The organism is Streptomyces sp. NPDC050145 (genome assembly GCF_044460245.1).
GTDB lineage: Bacteria > Actinomycetota > Actinomycetes > Streptomycetales > Streptomycetaceae > Streptomyces.
In genome coordinates this window covers 69,848-90,988 of the sequence record NZ_JBITJS010000010.1, presented here as the reverse complement: position 1 = coordinate 90,988, position 21,141 = coordinate 69,848, and the positions used below count along the sequence as shown (strand labels likewise).

General features: G+C 70.6%; 26 protein-coding genes. 5 read left to right on the top strand and 21 right to left on the bottom strand.

Going from position 1 to position 21,141, the window contains the following annotated elements:
- Positions 1-13: 13 nt before the first annotated feature.
- The 3 genes from ACIBTU_RS21095 to ACIBTU_RS21085 are packed head-to-tail and all read right to left on the bottom strand — an operon-like array spanning position 14 to position 2,547.
- Complete coding sequence (locus ACIBTU_RS21095) at positions 14-475, bottom strand: protease inhibitor I42 family protein (RefSeq protein WP_399127818.1); 462 nt, start codon at positions 473-475, stop codon at positions 14-16.
- A gap of 3 nt (positions 476-478) precedes the next feature.
- Entirely contained in the window at positions 479-2,047 is a 1,569-nt protein-coding gene (locus ACIBTU_RS21090; protein WP_399127817.1) for a peptidoglycan-binding protein, read from the bottom strand.
- Positions 2,048-2,067: 20 nt separating this feature from the next.
- Positions 2,068-2,547: a hypothetical protein gene (locus tag ACIBTU_RS21085; RefSeq protein ID WP_399127816.1), complete on the bottom strand. Its 480-nt coding sequence runs from the start codon at positions 2,545-2,547 to the stop codon at positions 2,068-2,070.
- Positions 2,548-2,805: 258 nt separating this feature from the next.
- Between ACIBTU_RS21085 and ACIBTU_RS21080 the strand changes: the two genes are divergently transcribed.
- The 3 genes from ACIBTU_RS21080 to thrS all read left to right on the top strand — a co-directional run bounded on the left by ACIBTU_RS21080 (position 2,806) and on the right by thrS (position 6,229).
- Positions 2,806-4,464 carry a serine/threonine-protein kinase gene (locus ACIBTU_RS21080; protein WP_399127815.1) on the top strand — a complete coding sequence of 553 codons (1,659 nt, stop codon included), beginning with the start codon at positions 2,806-2,808 and terminating at the stop codon, positions 4,462-4,464.
- A gap of 124 nt (positions 4,465-4,588) precedes the next feature.
- Positions 4,589-4,780 carry a hypothetical protein gene (locus ACIBTU_RS21075; RefSeq protein WP_399127814.1) on the top strand — a complete coding sequence of 64 codons (192 nt, stop codon included), beginning with the start codon at positions 4,589-4,591 and terminating at the stop codon, positions 4,778-4,780.
- A 228-nt stretch (positions 4,781-5,008) separates the two neighbouring features.
- Positions 5,009-6,229 (top strand): threonine--tRNA ligase, encoded by a 1,221-nt coding sequence (thrS, locus tag ACIBTU_RS21070; RefSeq protein WP_399127813.1) that lies wholly within the window; start codon positions 5,009-5,011, stop codon positions 6,227-6,229.
- Here the strand turns inward: thrS and ACIBTU_RS21065 are convergent.
- Positions 6,221-6,415: a hypothetical protein gene (locus ACIBTU_RS21065; RefSeq protein ID WP_399127812.1), complete on the bottom strand. Its 195-nt coding sequence runs from the start codon at positions 6,413-6,415 to the stop codon at positions 6,221-6,223. The genes thrS and ACIBTU_RS21065 overlap by 9 nt on opposite strands.
- Entirely contained in the window at positions 6,412-6,711 is a 300-nt protein-coding gene (locus tag ACIBTU_RS21060) for a hypothetical protein (RefSeq protein WP_399127811.1), read from the bottom strand. Before ACIBTU_RS21060 ends, ACIBTU_RS21065 begins: the two co-directional genes overlap by 4 nt.
- A gap of 160 nt (positions 6,712-6,871) precedes the next feature.
- Here ACIBTU_RS21060 and ACIBTU_RS21055 point away from each other — a divergent pair, with 160 nt between their 5' ends.
- Positions 6,872-7,162 carry a winged helix-turn-helix domain-containing protein gene (locus ACIBTU_RS21055; protein WP_399127810.1) on the top strand — a complete coding sequence of 97 codons (291 nt, stop codon included), beginning with the start codon at positions 6,872-6,874 and terminating at the stop codon, positions 7,160-7,162.
- Here ACIBTU_RS21055 and ACIBTU_RS21050 read toward each other — a convergent pair.
- Complete coding sequence (locus tag ACIBTU_RS21050) at positions 7,145-8,125, bottom strand: GNAT family N-acetyltransferase (RefSeq protein ID WP_399127809.1); 981 nt, start codon at positions 8,123-8,125, stop codon at positions 7,145-7,147. The genes ACIBTU_RS21055 and ACIBTU_RS21050 overlap by 18 nt on opposite strands.
- Before the next feature lie 302 nt (positions 8,126-8,427).
- Between ACIBTU_RS21050 and ACIBTU_RS21045 the strand changes: the two genes are divergently transcribed.
- Positions 8,428-8,943: a DinB family protein gene (locus ACIBTU_RS21045; protein ID WP_399127808.1), complete on the top strand. Its 516-nt coding sequence runs from the start codon at positions 8,428-8,430 to the stop codon at positions 8,941-8,943.
- A 154-nt stretch (positions 8,944-9,097) separates the two neighbouring features.
- Here ACIBTU_RS21045 and ACIBTU_RS21040 read toward each other — a convergent pair whose 3' ends face one another.
- The 15 genes from ACIBTU_RS21040 to ACIBTU_RS20970 form a co-directional block, all read right to left on the bottom strand.
- Positions 9,098-9,436 carry a helix-turn-helix domain-containing protein gene (locus ACIBTU_RS21040; protein WP_399127807.1) on the bottom strand — a complete coding sequence of 113 codons (339 nt, stop codon included), beginning with the start codon at positions 9,434-9,436 and terminating at the stop codon, positions 9,098-9,100.
- Positions 9,437-9,447: 11 nt separating this feature from the next.
- A complete protein-coding gene (locus ACIBTU_RS21035) occupies positions 9,448-9,816 on the bottom strand; it encodes a type II toxin-antitoxin system RelE/ParE family toxin (protein WP_399127806.1) in 369 nt (122 codons plus the stop codon).
- Between the two features lie 76 nt (positions 9,817-9,892).
- Positions 9,893-10,588, bottom strand: a complete 696-nt coding sequence (locus tag ACIBTU_RS21030; protein WP_399127805.1) for a hypothetical protein — start codon at positions 10,586-10,588, stop codon at positions 9,893-9,895.
- 14 nt (positions 10,589-10,602) lie between these two features.
- Positions 10,603-11,472 (bottom strand): hypothetical protein, encoded by an 870-nt coding sequence (locus ACIBTU_RS21025; protein ID WP_399127804.1) that lies wholly within the window; start codon positions 11,470-11,472, stop codon positions 10,603-10,605.
- Positions 11,473-11,488: 16 nt separating this feature from the next.
- Positions 11,489-12,160, bottom strand: coding sequence for an OmpA family protein (locus ACIBTU_RS21020; RefSeq protein ID WP_399128060.1), 672 nt, complete (start codon positions 12,158-12,160; stop codon positions 11,489-11,491).
- Positions 12,160-12,747 carry a hypothetical protein gene (locus ACIBTU_RS21015; protein ID WP_399127803.1) on the bottom strand — a complete coding sequence of 196 codons (588 nt, stop codon included), beginning with the start codon at positions 12,745-12,747 and terminating at the stop codon, positions 12,160-12,162. Before ACIBTU_RS21015 ends, ACIBTU_RS21020 begins: the two co-directional genes overlap by 1 nt.
- Positions 12,748-12,779: 32 nt before the next feature.
- Positions 12,780-13,346, bottom strand: coding sequence for a pilus assembly protein TadG-related protein (locus tag ACIBTU_RS21010; protein WP_399128059.1), 567 nt, complete (start codon positions 13,344-13,346; stop codon positions 12,780-12,782).
- 41 nt (positions 13,347-13,387) lie between these two features.
- The gene (locus ACIBTU_RS21005) at positions 13,388-13,606 is read right to left on the bottom strand and encodes a hypothetical protein (RefSeq protein ID WP_399127802.1); all 219 of its coding nucleotides are present in this window, start codon (positions 13,604-13,606) and stop codon (positions 13,388-13,390) included.
- 148 nt (positions 13,607-13,754) lie between these two features.
- A complete protein-coding gene (locus ACIBTU_RS21000; protein ID WP_399128058.1) occupies positions 13,755-14,642 on the bottom strand; it encodes a DUF5936 domain-containing protein in 888 nt (295 codons plus the stop codon).
- 25 nt (positions 14,643-14,667) lie between these two features.
- Positions 14,668-15,618: a type II secretion system F family protein gene (locus ACIBTU_RS20995; protein ID WP_399127801.1), complete on the bottom strand. Its 951-nt coding sequence runs from the start codon at positions 15,616-15,618 to the stop codon at positions 14,668-14,670.
- A gap of 37 nt (positions 15,619-15,655) precedes the next feature.
- The gene (locus tag ACIBTU_RS20990) at positions 15,656-17,041 is read right to left on the bottom strand and encodes a CpaF family protein (protein WP_399127800.1); all 1,386 of its coding nucleotides are present in this window, start codon (positions 17,039-17,041) and stop codon (positions 15,656-15,658) included.
- Complete coding sequence (locus tag ACIBTU_RS20985) at positions 17,038-17,376, bottom strand: TadE/TadG family type IV pilus assembly protein (RefSeq protein ID WP_399127799.1); 339 nt, start codon at positions 17,374-17,376, stop codon at positions 17,038-17,040. The genes ACIBTU_RS20990 and ACIBTU_RS20985 overlap by 4 nt, the downstream gene beginning before the upstream one ends.
- A 143-nt stretch (positions 17,377-17,519) precedes the next feature.
- Entirely contained in the window at positions 17,520-19,115 is a 1,596-nt protein-coding gene (locus tag ACIBTU_RS20980) for a CpaE family protein (RefSeq protein WP_399127798.1), read from the bottom strand.
- Positions 19,116-19,338: 223 nt separating this feature from the next.
- On the bottom strand, positions 19,339-20,067 hold the full coding sequence (cpaB, locus tag ACIBTU_RS20975) for a Flp pilus assembly protein CpaB (RefSeq protein WP_399127797.1): 729 nt from the start codon (positions 20,065-20,067) through the stop codon (positions 19,339-19,341).
- Positions 20,068-20,137: 70 nt separating this feature from the next.
- Positions 20,138-21,082, bottom strand: a complete 945-nt coding sequence (locus tag ACIBTU_RS20970; protein ID WP_399127796.1) for a hypothetical protein — start codon at positions 21,080-21,082, stop codon at positions 20,138-20,140.
- Between the last annotated feature and the right edge of the window lie 59 nt (positions 21,083-21,141).

Genomic DNA, 21,141 nt, shown 5'->3' with positions numbered 1-21,141 from the left:
TCGGTTCGCGCGCTCAGCGGACGGTGATCTTGTACTCGTAGTACTCGATGCGGGTCTGGGGGGTGCCCGTGGAGGTGGGGACGGGGGCCGCGTTGGGGGCTGCCGAGGAGGAGGGGGTGGCGGTGGCCTCGGCTGCGCTGTGGCAGAAGCCGTTGGGGCAGTGGACCAGTTTGACGGTGGTCGTGCCTTTGTGGGACGCGGTGAAGTCGAAGTACTGGGTGCCGTCCTCGCCGGCCTCGTGGTCGTTGCGGCGGCCGTCGTAGTCGAGGACGGTGGTGTCGGGCTTCGGGTCGGCGAGGTACCAGTTCTCGCCCATCGCGGAGCTGGCGGGGACCTCCAGGGTGAAGGTCTCGCCCGCGTCGACGCTGATGGACCGTTCCCCCGTGCCGTACGACGCGGCGGAGGAGCCGCCGCAGCCGGTGAGGGCGAGGGTGAGGGCCACAGCGGGGAGGAAGAGGAGGGGTCTTGTGCGCACGGATCAGTCCTGGTCGATGTAGACGCGGTTCACGTCGCCGTTGTTGCTCTTGTCGAAGCGGTCGTCGGTGACGGCGCTGAAGTCGCCCTTGATGAAGTCGTCCTCGCTGACCCAGGTCGTGGTGCCCCAGGGGTTGTAGACCTGGAGCATGTCACCCTCCTGGCCGACGATCATCACGCCGTGGCCGATCCAGTCGCCGTCCTCCTCGCCCTCGATGTTGATGGGGACGGGCTTGCCCTCGGCGACGGACTCCTCGATGTCGGGCAGGACGTCGCGGCGGTCGTTCTCGCTGTTCATGTCGTGGGACTCGTAGGCGTCGCCGGTGTGCGGGCTGAGTTCCTTGTTGGAGATGTCGACCTGGCCGTCGGAGTCCATGCCGGCGGGCTGACGGTCCCACCACCAGCCTTCGTTGGCGCCGTCGCCCTCCTCGTGGAGGCGCATCTGCTCGTCGGTGAGGCGCTCGCGGAAGTGGGCGTCGCTGTCGTCCTGGCCGTCGGGGCCGCCGGTCAGTTCCAGGGCGTAGACGGGGTCGACCATGGCGCGGGCGGTGACCGTGGAGGACGGGACGCAGGTGTTGCCGTCCTGGGACCAGTTCTCCTGGCCGAAGGTCTGGCGCTCCTGGCCCGTGGAGGAGTTGGTGCTGACCGGCGCGAGGTGTTCGCGCAGCCACTCCTCGTCCTTGTTGTGGATCTTGCCGCCGAACTCCTCGACCTCGTCGACCGAGTAGCCGGAGGCGAGTGCCTTCATCAGGTAGGCCTTCTCCTGCGGGGTGCCCGCGTCGGCGAGGAGGCGTTCCATGCGGGCGCGGTCGGCGGGTGAGAGGTCCTCCATGGCGCGGCCGGAGCGTTCGAGGTCGTTGGCGGTGAGGATCTCGTTGAGCTCGGGGTCGCCGCCGATGTTGGAGGTGTCGGCGAGGGCGATGCGGTCGACGGCGGACAGCTCGTCGGTGCCCATTTTCCCGGCGCGGGCCTCGGAGGCGTACTTGTTGAGGTCGCGGGCGCAGCGGCGGGCCGCGTCGTCGGCGTCGGAGGCGGCGCCGGCCAGGTCGTCGATGCCGTGGCCGGCGAGGGTGCGGGCCGCCTTGCGGGTGGCCTCCTCGCCGTCGTCCTCGTGCCAGTCGTCGAAGAAGCCGTCCTTGTCGCCGAGTTGGGCGCGGGCGTTGCGCAGTTTGGTGCGGCCGCCGCTGTCCTTGGTCTGGGCCGTCTCCAGGAGGTCGGAGAAGAGGATGAGGGCGTTGCCGCCGCCGCGCAGGGCCTCGGCCATCTGCTCGGCGGCGCGGGCGGTGGCGTCGACGGCGTCCTGGGCGAGGACGCTGGTGTCGCCGACCCACACGTCGGGCAGGCCCTTGCGGCTGACGGTGTCGGCGCGGTCGTGGACCTTCATGGCGTCGTCGGCCTGGCCCTTGTAGCGCTTGCCGAGGGACTCGATGAGGGCCGGGTCGCCCTGGGGCGCGGCGACGCCGAGCGCGTCGTCGATGGCGTCGATGAGGTCGTTCTTGCTGTCGGCGGAGGAGATGCGCCCGCGCAGGCCGTCGAGGCGGTCGCGGCGGGCGGTCGTGGATTCGGTGGTCACGGTCGAGGCACTCTGCCCTGTCAGTAGTCGGTGAGGGCCGAGGGCCGCTCGGCGTAGGCGGGGCCGGTGGTGACGGGGGCCGTGTCCCCTACGGGGTTGGTGCCGCGGACCGGGTTGGTGCCGATGGGCGGGGCGCCGGGGGTGGGATTCGTACCGATGGGCGGGGTGCCGGGGGTCGGGTTGGTGCCGACCTGGACCTTCTGGGCCTGGGTGCGGACGAGACCGTCGGAGCCGCCGTACACGCCCTTCGCCGCGCGCACCTTGTCGGCGAGTTCGTGGAGGGCGTCCTCGATGGTCCGGGACTCGGCCGTCCAGGCGCTGGAGTAGGCGCTGAAGGCGGGGCCCACGTCGTCGCCGCCCAGCACGTCCTGGCCGTAGCAGGGGGTCCCGGCGAGGAGTTGCCGGATCGTTCCGGCGTCGTCGCCCGCGTGATCGAGCTCCTTCGCCTGGCTCTTCATGCCGGCATGCCGGACCTGGTAGCCGTCGCCCGAGGCGGCCATGGTGTTCCCCCGTTTTCGCCTGTGCCCGTCAACTCATCCGCCTGGCGCGGCAGATGGAATGATCATGATCTCCACAAAGCGGCACAGAGGGCAATCCCGGTGCCGCAAGCGCACACAGCTCCGTCACGTCCCGTCCACACCGCCGGTACGCCCGCGCGCGCCCCGGCATAGGCTGCTGGACGCGAACCGGCCACCGGCCGGTTCCCCGGGGGCGGGGATCAGTCAAAAAGGGCAGAGGAATTCAGGGGGCGGCGGTTCATGGAGCTTGAGGCGCGGAGCGGTGCGGGGGCGGCGTTCGCTCCCTTGCAGGCGGACGATCCGCAGGTCGTGGGCGGGTACCGGCTGGTGGCGCGGCTCGGCGCCGGTGGCATGGGCCGGGTCTATCTGTCGCACACGCGGGGCGGCCGTCCGGTCGCGGTGAAGGTGGTGCGGCCGGAGCTGGCCGACGAGCCGGACTTCCGGCGGCGGTTCGGGCGGGAGATGGAGGCGGCGCGGCGGGTGCGCGGGGCGTACACGGCCGAGCTGATCGACGGCGACGCGGACGGTACGCCTCCGTGGCTGGCCACGCTGTACGTTCCCGGCCCCTCGCTCGCGGAGGCGGTGGCCCGGCGCGGGCCGCTCCCGGTACCGGCGGTGCTGTGGCTGATGGCGGGGATCGCGGAGGCGTTGCAGGCCGTGCACGCGGCGGGGATCGTGCACCGGGACCTGAAGCCGTCGAACGTGCTGCTCGCGTCCGACGGCCCCCGTGTCATCGACTTCGGCATCTCGCTGGCCGCCGATCTGACCTCGTACACGGTGACGGGGACCGCGATCGGGACGCCGCAGTACATGGCGCCGGAGCAGGCGGCCGCGTCGGACGGCGTGACGGCGGCGACGGATGTGTTCTCGCTGGGGCAGACGGTGGCGTTCGCCGCGCTGGGTGAGCCCTTGTACGGGAGCGGGCCCGCGGCGAGTGTGCTGTACCGGATCGTGCACGAGGCCCCTGACCTGGACCGGCTGCCGGAGGAGGTGCGGCCGATCCTGGCGCGGTGCCTCGCGGCGGATCCGGCGGAGCGGGCGGGGCTCGCGGAGGTCGTGGCGTGGTGCCGGGAGCGGCTGGGGGCGGAGCCGGAGCCGGTGGCGTGGGCGGAGGTCACGGGGCCCGAGCCGAGCGTGCCGGGGCCGGCGCCCGTGCCGGTTCCGGTGCCGGGTTCGGCGGATCCGGCGCAGACCTGGCCGCTGACGGCGCAGGCGCCGGGGGTGGTGCCGTATCCGGCGACCCTGCCGGCGCCGCAGGAGCCGAAGCGGCGTACGCGGCTCGTGGCGTCGGCGCTGGTGACGGCCGGGGTGCTGGTGGTGTCGGTGCTGGCGTGGCAGGTGATGGACGGGACGCGGGACGACGGGGCGCGGGCGGGTAAGGGTACGAGCTCGGGCCCGACCGCGTCGGCGTCGAGGTCCCCCTCCCCCACAGCTTCCGCCTCGGCTTCGGCCGACAGGACCGGCTCGCCGCTGACGAAGGACGAGGCGCCGCGCACGTCGTTCGCTCAGGGGGTGGCGTACCCCCAGGTGTGGCTGGACGCGAAGAACTCGGTGAACATCCACAAGGAACCGGCGCAGTTGAGGACGGCGAAGGGCGACATCCAGTTCAGCTGCGCCGACAACTCGGGCTGCGAGCTGAAGAGCGACACCAGCGTGTTCGTCCAGAGTTTCGCCAAGCCGGGCGGGGCGACGCGGGACATGTGCGACCTGATGCTGGCCCGCAGCAAGACCCACACCCTCTCGCTGGCGGCGGCGGCAAACGGTACGGAGATCTGCGTGAAGCACCGCTCGGGGGATGTCGGGGTGCTGGTGTTGCAGACGAAGTCGACGGCGATGCCGGACATCGCGTTCGTGACGGCGGACCTGACGGTCTGGCGGAAGGAGACGCGGGAAGGGTAAGGGTCGGACGCATCCCGGAACCCCAACTCCCGCCTCCCGTTTGCCAGTTACCGCCAAGAACACCGCACCCGTTTTGGCGCCCGCCCGCACGGCAGCAGGGTGGGCGGCGTCTTACGTTCGAGGTATGAGGCGACGCAGGCAGAGCGGCAGCGCGCGCGTCAGGGTGCTGCGGCAGGTGCGGGAGCGGGCGGCGGCGCGGCGACAGCAGCCGGTCGAGAGACGCCGGAAGCGGTTCGGGCGCCGGGCCGAACGGGTGCGGCCCTGGCTCCAGTTCCTGGCGGACCTGGCGGCCCTGCTGGCACGCGTCGTCAGCTGAGGGGGCCGCCGAAAAGGACGTGCCGACGAAATGTGGGCGCTGTTACGGTCGCGGTATGAGTCAGCGCAGCGAGTACGTCATGACGACGACGCCGGTGAGTGTCCCGGTGTGCTGACTTGTGTGTGATCGTCGGTCTGAGCCCGGGGCGAGTGCCCGGGCTCTTTTTGTTGTCTGATCGCCGACGCCCCGGGTGCTCGTTCCTCAACTGAGTGCAGTGAGGGGAACGTCGTGGAGCAGCGGAAGAGCGGGCGGGAGCTGGGGTTGTTCGGGACCGATCCGTTGATCGGGGCCGGGCTGCCGTACTGGTTGCCCGACGGGGCCGTCGTGCGGCACGCGCTCGAGGAGTACGTGCGGGAGGCCGAGCGGCGGGCGGGGTACCGGCATGTGTACTCGCCGGTGCTCGGCAAGCGGGAGTTGTACGAGATCTCGGGGCACTGGGACCACTACAGCGAGGACATGTTTCCGCCCATGGAGGTGGGCGGGGAGGAGTTCGTGATGCGGCCGAGTCTGTGTCCACATCATGCGGTGATGTACCGGAGCCGGGCGCACAGTTATCGGGAACTGCCGTTGCGGATGGCCGAGTTGGGGGCCATGTACCGGGCCGAGCTGTCCGGTGTGCTGGGCGGGCTGAACCGGGTGCGGGCCATTCATCTCAACGACGCGCACATCTTCTGCGCCCTGGAGCAGGTGGAGGAGGAGGCGTGGGGTGCGCTGGAGATGATCAGGGAGGCGTACGCCGCGCTCGGGATCCGTGCGGTGCGGTACCGGCTGTCGCTTCCGGGACCCGGGGGCAAGTACGTCGCCGCTCCCGAGAAGTGGGAGCGGGCCACCGCCTTGCTGAAGCGTGTGCTGGAGCGGTCGGGGGTGGCGTACGAGGCCGAGGAGGGCGAGGCCGCGTTCTACGGACCGAAGATCGACGTGCAGGTCGCGGACCGGGCGGGGCGGGAGTCGACCCTGTCCACCGTGCAGGTCGACTTCCACCAGCCGGAGCAGTTCGACCTGCGGTACGTGGGCCCGGACGGGGCGCGGCACCGCCCCGTCATGGTCCACCGCAGCATCATCGGCAGCGTCGAGCGCGCGGTCGCGCACCTCGTCGACGTGCACGGGGGTGCGTTCCCCGCGTGGATGGCGCCGAGCCAGATCGTCGTACTGCCCGTTTCCGAGGGCGAGTTGGCTTACGCGGAGGCGTTCGCCGAGCGGTGTCGTGCCGAGCGCGGGCTCCGGGCCGAGGTCGCCGGGCCCGAGCTCGGGAGCCTCGGCGCCCGGATCCGGAACGCCCGGCTCGTCCCGTATCAAGCAGTCGTCGGCGCGAAGGAGGCCGATGCCGGGCAGGTCGCGCTGCGGCTGCGCGACGGGCGGCGGATCGATCCACTGCCCGCCGCCGACGTTCTCGACCGCGTCGGCGCCCTCGTCGCCGGCCACAGCACCGACCTCTGGCCCTCAGCCTGACTTCGGCGCGGGCGGCAACAGCTCCAAGGGGTCGATCAGGGGCGGGTAGTGCCGCGCGCAGTCCAGGCACGCGTAGACGTTGAAACCGGGGCCCGTCGGCGCGAACACCTCGTGGACCAGTACGGGTTCGGAGGTGAGCTGCTCGCAGCGGGCGCACATCCGTACCGGGCGGCGGGGCTCGCTCATCGGGTGCCCCCGTGGATCAGCTCCAGGCGCGGGCCCACGTCGATCCCGATCGTGGCCAGATACAGCGCGCGCCGCCGTTCTCGTTGGCGGCGGCGCTCGGTGGGCGTCAGGACGTACGGGCGGACCAGGGGGTGCGCGGCGCCGTCGAGCCGTTCGGTGTGGCGGTACGGGGCCGCCGTGCGGATCGGGTTGAGCGGAGGTGGCGGCGGGGCGGTGGTTGCGCGGTGCCGTCCGGCGGGCGCGGGCAGGCAGATACGGAGGACCCATGCGAGGGCCCGAAGAGTAAGGTCGAGCATTGCTGACGCTCCAGAGAGTAAGCGTTGGCCACGCCCCGGGACGGTTGCCGCCGTCGCCGGGGTCTTTCATGTTCACCGTAGCGGGCAATGGATGGCCATGCATAGCACTTGGATGCCTTCCAGCTATTCGCGCAGCTCACAGGTGTCGTACGTTGTTCGAATGGCAGAGGACTCGGAGCAGAACCGCTCACCGATCGACCCGACCAAGATCGCCTACGTCTACGTGCAGGTGGCGGACTACATCGCGGGGCAGATCGCCGAGGGCACGCTCCGACCGGGAATGCGGCTCCCGTCGGAACGTGACCTCGCCGAGCAGTACGGCGTCGCTTACCTGTCCGTGCGCCGGGCCATGAAGGAACTGCGCGCACGCGGCCTCATCGCCACGCTCCCGGGCAAGGGAACCTTCATCGCTTACCCGGAAGCGGACGACGACTCAGCTCAGGACAGCTGATTCCCAGGTCATATTGATCGCCCGCTCGAAATTGACGTACCCGGCGCGACGGAACGCGGCGGCCATCGGCACGTTGCCGAGGTCCGTCGCGGCGCGGACGCGCGGCACGTCCTGCTCGGCGAGGATCCGCGTGCCCTCGGCGAGAATCTCGTCGATGTAGCCCTGGCCGCGGTGGGCGGGCAGGACGGCGATGTAGGCGATGGTCGCGTTGTAGCCGTTGTGGGCGGGGATGACGAAGCCGACGGGCTCGCCGTCCGGGAGTTCGGCGATCCGCCACCAGTCGCGGGGACTGGAGTAACTGGCGAACTCCTCCTCGTACTGCTCGGTGGCGGCCTCGCGCGGGGACATCCGGGTGAGGTCGTCGCGGCCGTGCGCGTCGAGGGTGCCGTCGAGGACGGCGGTCATCAGGTCGATGAGTTCGGCGGGGTCGTCGGGGTTCTTGAGCGGGCGGAACGTGAGGCGGTCGCCGGGCGGGGCGATGTCCGTGCCCGGCTTCCATTCGAGGCGGAGCCGTTCGACGAAGAGCTTGGCTCCCGTGCGTTCGGCGACCGTCATGCGGTCCTCGACGGCCTGTCGGGCGGCCGGGTCCTCGCGCCAGTCCGGCGGGATGAAGCGGCCGTACTCGGGGTGCGTGGTGCCCGGGGTGAGCGTCGCGGCGGTGGCGGTGCGCAGGAGGCGCTCGCCGATGTCGAGACGTTCCGCCTCGGGGAGGCTGTCGTCGAGGTCGAGGATGTCGAGCAGTTGCGGGGCGTCGCCGTCGGGGCGGCTCCACCAGGCGAGGCGGGCCAGGAGACGGTCACCGCGCAGGGCGACCCACATCCACTCGGGCCGGCGGCGGCCCTCGGTGAGGTCGTCGGCCAGCTCGTGGTTGATGACGTAGGAGAAGCGGGTGAAGAGGTCGAGCTCGTCGGCGCCGGTGATCGGGCGCAGAGTCAGGGCAGGGTCGTGCTGAACTTCGGTCAAGGCACACTCCGTGAATAGCGCCTGTCCCCGACCGGATCGGGCCTGCCGCGCGTCTTGATCAGACGCGGCGTGCGGTGCCCCGGGAGGACGTGAGCGCGGTGATGATGGTGGTCAAGCGGTACGTGACGTCCATCGCTTACCCCTCCTCGTCCTTCGTCCTGGGCCCGTCGGACCGTGTCGTCGATCTTTCTACGCGAGAACCCGGCCCGACCACAACTCCTTTTTCTGGTTCATGTGTTGAACAAGCGGCGAGGACGCGCAAGGCCTGTCCGGCGGATCTTGTGACCGGCTAACGTGCGGGCATGGCACCTTCACTTGAGCGTCCCCCCTTGCAGGCCGACGAGCGCACCGCGCTCATCGGCTGGCTGGACCTCCAGCGGCAGATCCTGCGATGGAAGTGCGACGGCCTGAGCGAGGCCGACGCGCACCGTTCCGTCATCCCGACCTCGCCGGCGATGACGATGGCCGGGCTGATCAGCCACATGCGGTGGGTCGAGCACACCTGGCTGGAGGTGGTTTTCCTCGGCGGCGACAAGACACAGAACCCGTCCTTCGACGAGACGAACGAGGGCGCCGACTGGCAGGTCGACGGCGTTCCGCTGCAGCAGCTGCTCGAGCAGTACGAGGCCCAGTGTGCCCGCAGCAACGAGATCGTGGCCGCGGCCTCCCTGGACGACATCGGCCGCCACCCCGACTTCCGCGCCGGTAAAGCCAACCTCCGTTGGATGCTCATCCACCTCGTCGAGGAGACCGGGCGGCATGCGGGACACGCGGACATCGTGCGGGAGCTGCTCGACGAGGTGAAGGGGTACTACTGATCTCAGCGGCAGCCGCCGCCTCCGCCCGTCGTGCCGCCGCCTCCGGTGCCGCGGTGCGGGGGCGACCACGTGAGCGGGGCGACTACGGGCCCGCACGGGACCGGCCTCCGGACGGCTGTATGGCCTTCCGGCAGGCACGCTCAGCGGCAGGCCGTCACGCGGCGTCTTCTGCCGCTTCGGGCACCAGACTGATCTCGTGATCCTTCTCCCGGTGATAGACGACCGTGATGGACGCTTCCAGCCCACGGGAGAGCTTCTCCAGCAGTGCGGGGGTCGGGTGGGCTCCCGAACCTTCGATGATCGACACCTTGGCCTGCGTGATCCCGCAACGTGCGGCAGCTTCTGCCTGCGTGTACCCCAGTTCCTTGCGTCGGTCGTAGAAGATCTGAGCAAGATCTCCCTGAAGCCTGTACGCCCTCTGGGTCTTGAGGTGCTCGGCGACCTCCTCGCCCTGCTCCTTCAGCCGATGAGCCTGCAGGGTCTTGTACCTCATGTGTCCGGCCATCACGCGTCCCCTTTCCACTCGTAATCCTCGTGCGCCGGTCCATGCTCCGCCTCACAGACCTTCTTGGCATCCTTCGCCCGCTGCACCTGGACCTCTTCCCGAGGCCGGGTCTTGTAGAACCAGGTCAGCAGCACGACGGACCGCCGGTCGGTGAGCCAATAGGTGAGCCGTACGTGGCCCGCGCCGAGGGTGAAACGCAGCTCACGGACACCGTCGCCGAGGTACTTGGACCTCGGCTCGCCGAGCGTCAGAGGGCTCTCTGCCAGTTCTCCCGCTTTCTGGTCGACCTTCAGGAAGTGCTCCAGCGGGAGCGTGTCCAGCCATTCGGCGACCTCGGGTTCCACCTCGATGTCGTACGGCTCATCCATATCGTCCACGATATATATCGCGCGCGATATACACAACCGGCTCGAGATCACCGGTCCAGGGAAGCGTCGGAGGCGCTCAGCGCTGACGTCCCGAAGCCCCGCACGTTCCGCGGGGGTCGTCCGTCGGAGAGATCCGCAAGCGCGACAGGGGAAGCGTCAAAGTGCGGTTGTCCTTACCGGACTTCCGGTCGGCACCGGTGTCCCAGAGGACGACGTTGCCGCCCGATGCGCCGAGGTGGAGCAGCGGGCGCGCCGGTTCGAAGGCTCCGCCCTGGACCGGAATCTCTTCAGCCGCCTGCCCGGCCAGCGGGGCGACACAGACCCACTCCGGTTCGATGCCGTAGTACGACGACGGGATGTTCCCGCTCGATGCCTGTGACACCGCTGTCGTACCGGTCTTCGCGGCGGGGCCGAGTACGAACCGGGTGGTGCCCCAGTCGCACAGAGCGAACAGGACGGCCAGCAGGGTCACCAGCACCGGAATCCGGTCGAGGCGGCTGAGGTGAAAGTGGCGGGCGTAACCGTAGAGGGCCGGTCCGAACAGGAGGATGAGCACCAGCGCGCCCCAGCGTGTCGCCGCGTACAGCTGCCACACGGCCGAGACACCGACCGCCTCCGCATCCGTGTCGAACGCCTTCAGGTACGCGTCGTGCACAAACGACCCCACCCCTGGAAACGCGCCGAAGAAGAGGGGCAGCAGCGCGGGCAGCACCCAGGGCACCCACGTCTGCCATCTGCGCTGCCCGATGAACAGCGCCAGACCGCGCAGCACGAGAACGATCGCTGTCAGTCCCCATACGGCGCGAATGCCATTCGCGGAACTCCCGACCCCCAGAACAGCGCAGAGCACTCCGCCGATCGTCCAGCCGATCGCCCAGGGGTACACGTGTTCCGGCCAGCGTTCCCTGGGCAGTTCCCGGGCTGCGGCGAGGAGAAGTCTGTCACCCACGCCGCCACCCCCACCAGGAGCACAGCGCAGCCGACCAGGACGTCCATGTATCCGAGGTACGCGGCACGGGTCATGAACACGGCAAGGAGACCTGTGATCAAGAGCAGGTAGGCCAGCCGGCTGGTACGGATCCGGCTGGCCCAGATGAGTTCCGTCGGCTTTTCGGACGTGTCCTTCCTGACCACCCGCCGCACTCGCACACCCGACGACGCCGGTGCCGTACCGGGAAGGCGGAGCCGGGAGAGGCGCAGCGCCTCGGCCTCCGTGAAAGCCGTGACGTGCCGGCCTTTGTCCCGTAGCCCTGCCCGGACCACTGCCTTCGCGCCGTAGCGCCACAGCCATGGCGGAATCCGGGCGGGTGGCTGCGCGCTCACCGCATCGTACGGACGCCATTCGGGCCTTCGGCGGCTCTCCGAGACACGGCGGTCGGCGGCCAGCACCGCCAGATCGAGCAGAAGGTGACTCGCTACGTACTCGACCTGCCGCCGGGCCCCCCTGACCGCTCCTTGGTACGTCCCGTCCAGGCTGATCTCCACCACGTACCGCAGGGGCAGCACCTCGCCCGCGCCGACAAGCGCGGGCCGCTCCAGGATCGCCCACTCGCGCCGCCCGCATGTCGCCTCGAACAGTTCGCTGTCCGCCTTCAGGCCGTTCAGGGATATCAGGAGAACAATGCGATGCGGAGTGGTGGTTCTGAACGACGCCAACTTCGCTCCCCTGCCGTCAACTTGGCGGGTCCGCCTCGCTCTTCGGGAACGACACCTCCACGCGGCGGTTCTTCTTGCGGCCCTCTTCCGTGCCGTTGTCCGCGATCGGGTAGTCCTCGCTGTAGCCCCGCACCTGGAAGGTGAGGTCGCCGCCGTTCGCGCCCAGCGCCGTCTGGAGCGCGTCGTGGACCGCCTCCGCGCGCTGCTTGGAGAGCTTGAGGCCGTGGGCATACGAGCCCAGGTTGTCCGTGAAGCCGAAGACTCTGACGGTGCCGGCCTTCTGGGTGTTGATCTCGTCCGCGATCGCCTGGATGCGGGACTTCGCGTGCGGGTTCAGTTTCGCGCTGTCCTTCGGGAACAGCACCTCCGCCTGGAGCGCGAACGTCACGTCCTCGTTGGTGTCCGTCCGCCGCTCGTCGCCGGACAGGTCTTCCACGACGGACTTGATGTCCAGCACCTTGGCGGGGGCGAGGGTGGCTCCGTCGGCCAGCTTCAGGCCGGGGCTGTTGGCGTCGACCTGTGGGGGTGGGCTGGTGCTCGTGCTGCCCGGTGGGGCGGAGGCGCCGCCCGGTTCGTCGTCGGCGTAGGCCGCGCTCGTGGCGGTGCCGGTGGCCAGGAGGGCGGTGGCCGCGGTGAGGGCGGCTGCGGCGGCCAGGCGGCGGTGCGGTCCGATCCGGCTGGGGCTCATCATTCGCCCTCGCTGATCTCGATCGCGGCGGGGGGCATGGCGCCGACCTGGAAGGTGACCTCGGAGGTTCCTTCGGGGGGTGCGGGGAATTGGGCGTACCAGGAGGCCGAATCGCCGGACCTGAGCCGGGTGAACTTGGTGCACAGGCAGCGCCCTGTGGTGTCCCTGAGCACGAGGTACTTCTTCTTGCCCGCCTGGTCGACGAGGCTCGCGCCGGACATGGAGCCGCCGTTGACCGCGAGTTCGGTCTCCTCGCTCTGCCACTCGGCACCCATCCAGGAGCGGCTGCCGTCGTTGCGCACGGTCCCGTTGACGTTGACGAAGCCACCCTGGTCCCGGACGGCCGAGGTGATGGTGACCGTGATGTCTCCGTCCTTCGACTCCGCGAGCACTTGGTCAGTCGGAGTCTCGGACGAGGACGGCTTCCCGCCGTCCTTGTCGGCGGAGGCACTGGTCGGGGAGCCCTTCGGGCTGTCCTCCTCCCCGTCACCGTCACCACCGCAGCCGGCCACCGAGAGGAGCAGACCGGTGGTCAGCGCCAGCGCGGCCAGGGTCCGGCGGGTCGTCGTAGTGCGCCGAAGGTTCATCGCTGCGGCTTCCCTCTCTGTTCGTTCGGGTGTCAGTCGGCCAGGTGGACGGAGAACAGGTCCGATGCGTCGGGCAGATCGGCCGGATCGAAGTCATCGGGGTCGATCTCGATGTCCTCACCGCCGCAGACGAGTTGGACCGGCTTCTTCGGGTCGGCGTCCGGCGGGATGTCGCAGCGCGGCTCGATCACGGCCGTCGCATGCGCCTTCGCCTTCTGGTTCTCCGTGCCGGGAATGATCGTGTCGCCGACCGTGTAGCGCGTCTCGATCTCGACCGAGTAGCCCGGGTAGCCATTGACCTCGGTGAGAGCCGGGCCGCCGATCACGTCGGCGTCGTTCGCGGCTGCCAGCGCGCTCGCGGCCGCCCCGGCGTCCGTGCCGTCGAATTTGTCGCCTGTGAGCCAGTCCAGCCAATCGTCGGCTTCGCCGTCGAGGGCCGTCTCCAGCTTGTCCATCAACTCGTCCCGCGCGGACTGCGTGGCCGCAAGTGCCGCTGCGTCCGCGGCAGATTGAGCGCCATTACGCGCCGACGCGGCTTGCGCGAAGGCGAAGAAAGCAAACGCCACAAAGAGCAAGATTCCGGTCAGCCAGATGTATATGGGGAGCGTCGATCCCCTGTCACCCTGAAGGCCTCGACCTGTCAGCCACCGATGACTCGGTCGACGGCGTCGCCGATCGCGCCGGAGATCAATCCGTCCAGCCCCAACTGGTCGATCAGCGTGAAGATCCCGGCGATCAGAATCATCAGGCCCGCGTACTCCACGAACCCGGCACCGGAATCGCTCCGCGCTCCCCGGACCCGCTCCCCCAAAGAGTTCGTCCACGTCACCCACGCCCCGAGCACTCGGTCCTTGATCACGGGATCCCCCTTCCGCGCCGTACTCCCCGGCATCCAGAACAACACACGCAACGTACGTGAAAGGCGACCGTGTGCACACGGTTTCGGCAATTACAGGGCAGGCCTTGGCCGGAAGTTGTCGTCCTGTTGCCCGGGGCGTCATCGGTGATCAGCGCCCGAGAATCGAGCCGAAGTCGGAGCCCGAGCCGAGGAACATGCCCGTCGCGATCAGGATCATCGTCGCGGGGAGCATGAAGACGAGGGTGACCATGGTCGCCTTCGGGATGGTTTTCGCGGCCCGGCGACGGGAGTTCTGGGCGTCGGTGCGGCGCATGTCCGTGGCGAGCTGGATCAGAGTGTCGGCGATCGGGGAGCCCAGCTCCTCGCCCTGCTGGAGCGCGGAGACGAACTGGGCCACCTGCTCGGAGGAGTTGCGGCGGCGGAGTTCGTCGAAGGCCTGGCGGCGCGGGACGCCCATGTCCATCTGGCGGAGCGTGATGCGGAGTTCGTCGGCCCAGGGACCCTCGTACTTCTCCGCTACGCGGTCCAGGGCCTGGCGGAAACCGAGGCCTGCCGAGACGACGACGGCGAGGACGTCGAGGAAGTCGGGGAGGGTGCGGTCGATGACTTCTTTGCGCTCCCGGGTCGCCTGCCAGATCAGGGCGTCGGCGGCGAGCGCGCCGAAGGCGAGGGTGAGGAGGGCGAGGAGCAGGTTGCCGTTCTTGAGGAAGACCAGGGCCATCAGAACGCCGAAGGCGCCGTAGACGGCGCGGCGGGCGGCGTAGCGGTCGATGGTGAGGCCGCCGGGGTTGCCGGCCATGTCGATGCGGCGGCGCTTCGCGTCGACGCGGCGCGGGCCCATCAGGCGCAGGACGAGCGGCGCGAAGCGCATGCCGAGCCGGTCGACGGCGGAGCCCGCCGCCGAGACGCGGGTGGCGCCGACTTCGAGGGCGAGGGCGAGGTCGCTGGGGACCTTGGCCTCGGCCCGGTACATGCGGATGCCGGTGAGGATGCCGAGGACGGCGAGGCCCGCGACGAGGGCGATCAGCAGGCCCATGAGGGGGGAGGACAGCGCGGGCACGTCAGACCTCGATCTTTCCGAGGCGGCGGATGACGAAGAAGCCGACGGAGTACAGGCCGAGGGAGAGCAGGATCAGGGTCTGGCCGATTCCGGAGCCGGTCACCCGGGCGAGGGCGCCCTCGTTCGAGGAGTTGATGAGGAGGAGGGAGCCGAGGCCGAGGAGGGGGACGGTGAAGGCGGTGGCGTTGACCTCGGAGAGCATCGTGCGGATCTCGCGCCGGGTCTCTTTGCGGTCTTCGAGGGTCTGGGTGAGGTTGCGGAGCGAGGAGACGACGGAGCCGCCCGCCTTGTTGGACAGGACGAGCGTGGTGACGAGGACGATCAGCTCGCGGGAGGGGAGGCGGGCGGCGAGTTCGTCGAGGGTGTCCTCGACGGAACGGCCGAGCGCCAACTGGTCGGAGACGCGGGAGAGTTCCTCACCGGCCGGGGCTTCGAGCTCCTCGGCCGCCATCGCGAGAGCCGTGCGCAGGGCGAGTCCGGCTGCTGTGGCGTTGGCGAGGAGCCGGGCCACGTCGGGGAGCTGGTTGATGAACGCCTCGATGCGCTTCTGGCGCTGCCAGTTGAGGAAGATGACCGCCGCCCAGATCGCGACCGCTCCGGCGATCGGGCCGAAGAACGGGGCGAGGGTGGTCGCCGCGAGGATCCACAGGGCGGCGACGACCGCGGTGACGTAGACGAGGAACTCGCCCGGGGTCAGGTCGAGGCCGGTCGTGGACAGGCGCAGGTGGACGGCGCGGCCGAGGCGGGTGCGGCGCAGCCTGCGGTCGATCCCGGTGAAGCGGCGGGTGCGGGCGCCGGAGGGGAGGGCGGGGGCGCCGGACGCGTAGGTGTCGAGGCGGTCCTCCAGGGCGCGGCGCTGAGCGCGTCCCGAGGCGTAGACGTGGGCACCCGCGACGGCGACCACGCAGGCGAGGACGGTCGCGCCGAGGGCGATGAGGGCCGGGTTCGTCACGCGGCGACTCCCCTTCCGGGAACGGTGTGCCGGCCGGTCATCCGGTGGCCTCCCTGGTGTTGCGTACGTCGGCGAACTCGACGACCCCGAAGCCGGGCGGGACGGACTCCCCCGCCACGTACAGGCGGTCGGCGACCCGGCGCGGCAGCGGCAGATGCTCGTAGTAGCCGTGGACGCGCCTGTCCTGGCCGGTGGCATCGGACGGCAGGCCGGTCGGGAGGAAGGGCTGGGCGGCGAAGCGGGTGACCGTGTTGATCGTGAACTGTTCGCGGCCGTGCGAGACAAGCAGGGCGATCTCGGTGATGCGGCGGGAGCCGTCGGCGTGCCGGGTCAGCTGGACGATGACGTCGACCGCCGAGTTGATCTGATCGCGCAGGGCCTCGAAGGGGACGTCGACCTCGGACATCGAGCCGAGGGTCTGGAGGCGGGTGAGGGCGTCCTCGGCGGTGTTGGCGTGGACGGTGGCGAGGGAGCCGTCGTGGCCGGTGGACATCGCCTGGAGCATGTCGAGCGTCTCGCCGCCGCGGACCTCGCCGACGATGATGCGGTCGGGGCGCATGCGCAGGCTGTTGCGGACGAGGTCGCGGATGGTGACCTGGCCCTTGCCCTCCACGTTCGGGGGCCTCGACTCCAGGCGGATCACGTGGTCCTGCTGGAGCTGGAGTTCGGCCGAGTCCTCGATGGTGATGATGCGCTCGTGGGGCGGGATCAGCGCCGAGAGGGCGTTGAGGAGCGTCGTCTTCCCGGAGCCGGTGCCGCCGCTGACGATGATGTTGAAGCGGGCGCGGACGCAGGCCGCGAGCAGCATCAGCATGTGCTCGTCGAGGGAGCCGAGTTCGATGAGTTCGGTGAGGCTGTACGCGCGCGGGAAGCGGCGGATCGTGAGGGTGGCGCCGGTCAGGGCGAGCGGCGGGATGATCACGTTGACGCGCTCGCCGGTGGGGAGGCGGGCGTCGACCATCGGGTTCGACTCGTCCACGCGGCGGTTCACGGTCGACACGATGCGCTCGATGGTCTGCATGAGCTGCTCGGCGGAGGCGAAGCGCATCGGGAGCTGTTCCACGCGGCCGGCTCGCTCCACGAAGATCGCGTCGGGGCCGTTGACCATGATCTCGGTGACGGAGGCGTCCGCGAGGAGGGGTTCGAGGATGCCGAGGCCGAGGGCCTCGTCGACGACGCGGCGGATCAGCTGGGTGCGCTCGGTCGAGCTGAGTACGGGGCCCTCGCGGCTGATGATGTGGCCCAGGACGCGCTCCAGGCGGAGGCGGCGGTCCGCGGCCTGGAGGGACGACATCTCGGCGAGGTCGATCTCTTCGAGGAGCTTGGCGCGGTAGACGGCGACCAGGCTGTCGTCGCGGGACGGGTCCGTGCCGGGGGTCGTGCCCTGGGGCTGGGTGGCCGCCACGCGGGAGCGCAGGCTCATGGTTCGCTCCTGTCGGTCCTGTCGGTCTGGTCGTTGGGCATGGTCGCTGTGCGGTGCAGGTCCCAGCCGTCGAAGAGGGGGATGATCGCGGGGACGTGGACGGTGACGGTTGCCTGGACGGCGTCTCCGGGGGCGATGGCGGCGCGGGGGTTCAGCCAGGTGCTGGTGCTGCCTGTTGCGGCGGCTTGGCCGGTGCCGGGTTCCAGGGATTCGGCTCGGGCGGCTGCGCGGGCTGCGGAGCCGGCCTGGTTGGCGCCGTAGCCGACGAGGCCCAGTTGGATGGCGGCCATGCCGATGATCAGGAGGAAGGGGAAGAAGCCGGCGAACTCCAGCATGGACACTCCGTTGTCGGCGCGGAGACGCCCTTTCGCCGTTGCGGGTTGCTGTTTCGTGGGCGACTTACGGTTCGTCGTGGCTGGTCGCGCAGTTCCCCGCGCCCCTGAAGGCGCACTTCGTGCGCCCCAGGGACGCGCCGACTTCACTGGTCCGGGGCTTTCTCTGTCGCGGCGCCTGCCTCGCCCGTTACCGACCAGCCCGGGTTGATGCCGGGGAAGAAGAGGGGGACGTCGACCTCGACGCTGGCCTTCATGACTGGACCGGACGGGGTGCAGGAGACGGCGGCGTCCTGCCAGGCCGAGGGCAGGTGGGAGCGGCCCGCCTCGGCGCAGGCACCGCCGTAGTCCCCGTTCACGGCGGCAGCCGATGTCGCCGCCCGGGCGGCCTCGTCGGCGGCGTTTCCGGCGAGGGAGTACGTGTAGCCGTACAGGACGCACTGCCAGAGCAGGCCCATCACGACGAGGACCAGCGGGAACATCGCCGCGAACTCGAGGGTGACGGCGCCCTTGTCGGCGCGGCGGCGGCCGCGGCGGCCGGGCTCGGGGGCCGGGGACGCGACGAGGTCGAGCTCGGCGGCCAGGGTCCAGATGGCCTGCTTGACCGTGGAACGGTTGTCGAGGTCCTGCATGCGGCCCGCGTCGACGGCGGCCTGGAGTTCCTTGTAGGCGGCCGGGATCGTGGTGCGGGCGGTGCGGGTGCCGGTGACGCGCTCGACCAGGGTCGCCTGGATCTCGGCGGAGCGGGCGTCGCGGTTGACGACCGTGACCGTCTCCTCGGCCTTGCGGATCTGGAGGCGGTCCCAGAGGCGGACCATGCGCTTGGCGGCGCGGACCGCGACGACGTCCGGGGTGACGAGGAGGGCGGCCTGGTCGGCGAGTTCGATCGCGGCGGCGTTCGCGGCGCCGAGCTGGGTGCCGCAGTCGACGACCACGACCTCGTAGCGGGCGCGCAGGGCGTGGACGACCTGGCGGGCGACGCGGTCGGTGACCTCCTCGCCGCGTTCGCCTTCGGCGGGGGCGAGGAGGAGGTCGATGCCGGTCTCGTGGGTGAAGACGGCGTCGGCGAGGACGCGGGGGGTGATGTCGTGGATCGCGGCGAGGTCGGCGACGGAGCGGCGGAACTGGACGTCCAGGTAGGAGGCGATGTCGCCGGACTGGAGGTCGAGGTCGAGCAGCGCGACGGTGCGGCCGGACGCGCGGGCGGCGAGGGCCAGTTGGACGGCTACGAGGCTGGTGCCGACGCCGCCCTTGGCGCCGGTGACGGTGACGACGCGGCCCGCACCGGCGGCGGGCAGCAGTTCGTGACCGGTGCCGGTGCCTCCGGCGAGGTGGCGGCGCATGCCGGAGGACCAGGAGGCGGCGGCCTGGACGCGCTCGGCGAGGGCGTCGTAGCCGAGCGGGAACGCGACGATGCCGCGGGCTCCGCTGTCCATCGCGGCCGTGAGCAGGGCGGGGCTCGTGTCGGCGGTGACCAGGACGACGCCGACCGCGGGGAAACGCAGGACGAGGTCGCGGATCAGCTCCAGGGCGGGGACCGGGCCGATCCGTTCGTGTACGAGGACGACCTCGGGGAGTTCGTCGATCGACTCGGCGGCCAAGCGGGCCAGGGTGTCGAGCAGGGCGGTGGAGTCGGGGACGGGTGGGGCGGGCTCGGTGTCGGGCAACTGGGAGAGCAGCGTGATGAGCGCGCGCCCCGCCTCCGGCTCCCCCACGGCAACAAGAATCCGGGTAGCACTCATCCCCGACCCCCTTCCTCAACGCGCCCCGCGAGGGGCGCAGGGCTGTACACCCCGGCCGGCAACTCCGCCGCGGGGCACGTCCGGCGGCCATGGGAGCGCACGGAGTGCGCCTTCAGGGGCGCGGGGAACTGCGCGACCAGCCACGACGAGAGGCGCACCCGGCGACGCGCGAGCGACCCGCTACGGCGCGATGCCGCTACCCGCACGGCAACCGCCCGCGCCATCACTTGTCCTCGTCAAGGGTGTAGGACCGGTCGCCGGGGGCGATGGCGCCGTCGCCGCCGGGGGCGACCCGGGCGAGCCGGACGTGGGTCGCGAAAGACTCGGCGTAGGCGACGCGCTGCGCATCCGCCGCCCCGAGCGCGAACGTGATCGGCACGGCCTCCCCCTGCCGCCGCACAGAACTCCGGTCCCCGCCGGAGGCCCCCGCCCCCTGCTGGTCGATGGGCGTCAGCTTGCCCACGTCGAGAACCTCCGCGTTCTCGACGATGACCTTCGACTGGTCCTTCTGCTTGTCGTTCTCGGCCTTGAAGGTGGCGTAGATGTTGACCTTCGACCCGGGGTCGATCTTCCCCGCGACGCCGGTCTCCGCGTCGATCATGATGGCGATCTCCTGCTGCCCCGGCTTGAGTTCGGGCCGGTCGACGACCATGTCGCTCTGGAGCAGGGAGCCCTTCTTGAGCTGCGTGACGGCGATCTTGCCGCGGATCGTGCGCAGGTCGGTGACGGCGGTGCCGGACAGCCACCGCTTCGGCATCTCGACCTTCTCGAACTGGTCGGCGGTGAGCTCCTTGTACGGTGCCACGTCCGCCTTGAGCCGGTACGCCGTCTTCTCCGGCCCCACCTTGGAGTTCACGTCACGGATCACCGCGAGGACCCCGGCGAACGCGCCGAGGGCGCACAGGGCCGAGACGACCAGGAGGATGACGCCGCGACGCTGACGTGAATTCATGGACCGGACAACCTCGTTGAAGTTGAGTTGACGGGGGGCGGACGGAATTGGACGGAGTGCGGGGCGAGGGTCAATGCCCGGCGCGAGGGAGCGCCGCCCGCCCCGCACCGGCACCGGCCGGCGCGAGCACGGGCCGCCCGGCCCCGCCGTACGGTTCGGGCGGCGCGTCGGCGGTCAGCCGTGCGGAGCAGAACCCGCAGCGGTCCCCGATGAGTTCGAGCCCGCACCAGCGGCAGTCCTCGCGCTTCACGGACGAGACCAGCTGGTAGAGCACGGAGATGTCGGGGATCGCGGCGGCGAACTCGACGATCCTGCCGGGGCTGCCGGGCTTCCCCGTGGCCCACCAGCGCGGCGACTCCGCGGGCAGCGGCGTCTCCACGGCGCCCTGGACGCGCCACGCGGCGGCGAGCGTGCCGGTGACCCAGTCGGCGGGCTGCGGCCCGGCCGCGTAGTAGAGCCGCGTGCCGAAGGAGGGGCCGGACGGGACGGTGTCGGGGCCGGTGACGCGCAGCACCTGCGGCTGCGGCGAGGCGACGACGGCGAACTGGGCGCTCGGCGACCAGGACTTGGCGTGGGCGCGCAGCGAGACGGGGACGCGGTCCAGCTTGGCGACCGATCCGACGACGGCGCCCGCGTGGACGTAGTGCGCGAGGAGGCGTCCGGCGGAGGCGAGCACGCCGGGGCTGAAGTCGCAGATGGAGAGCTGGCGCAGTTGGAGGGCGAGGACGGCGAGGCCGAGCGGGGGCAGTTCGGGCCGCAGGATCGCCATCCGGTCGGTCTCGAGCACGGAGCGGATCGAATGCAGTCGGTGGAGGACCGCGTCCGGGGCGGATTCCGGACAGAGCACGATCACATAGCCGTGCGCCTCGATCAGGGCGTGTACGTCACCGATCGCGCGGCCGAGCGGATACGCGTCCCGGGCCGCGCCGACGGGCAGCACGGCGGCGGTCGGGGTGTGCCGGTCGGGCGAACCGAGCACGAGGTCGGGGTCGGTGACGGCTATTGCGGTCGGCACGCGAAACCCCCCGGTCGTCCTGGCCTCCTCCGGACACCGCGGTGCGCTGCGGTGTGCTT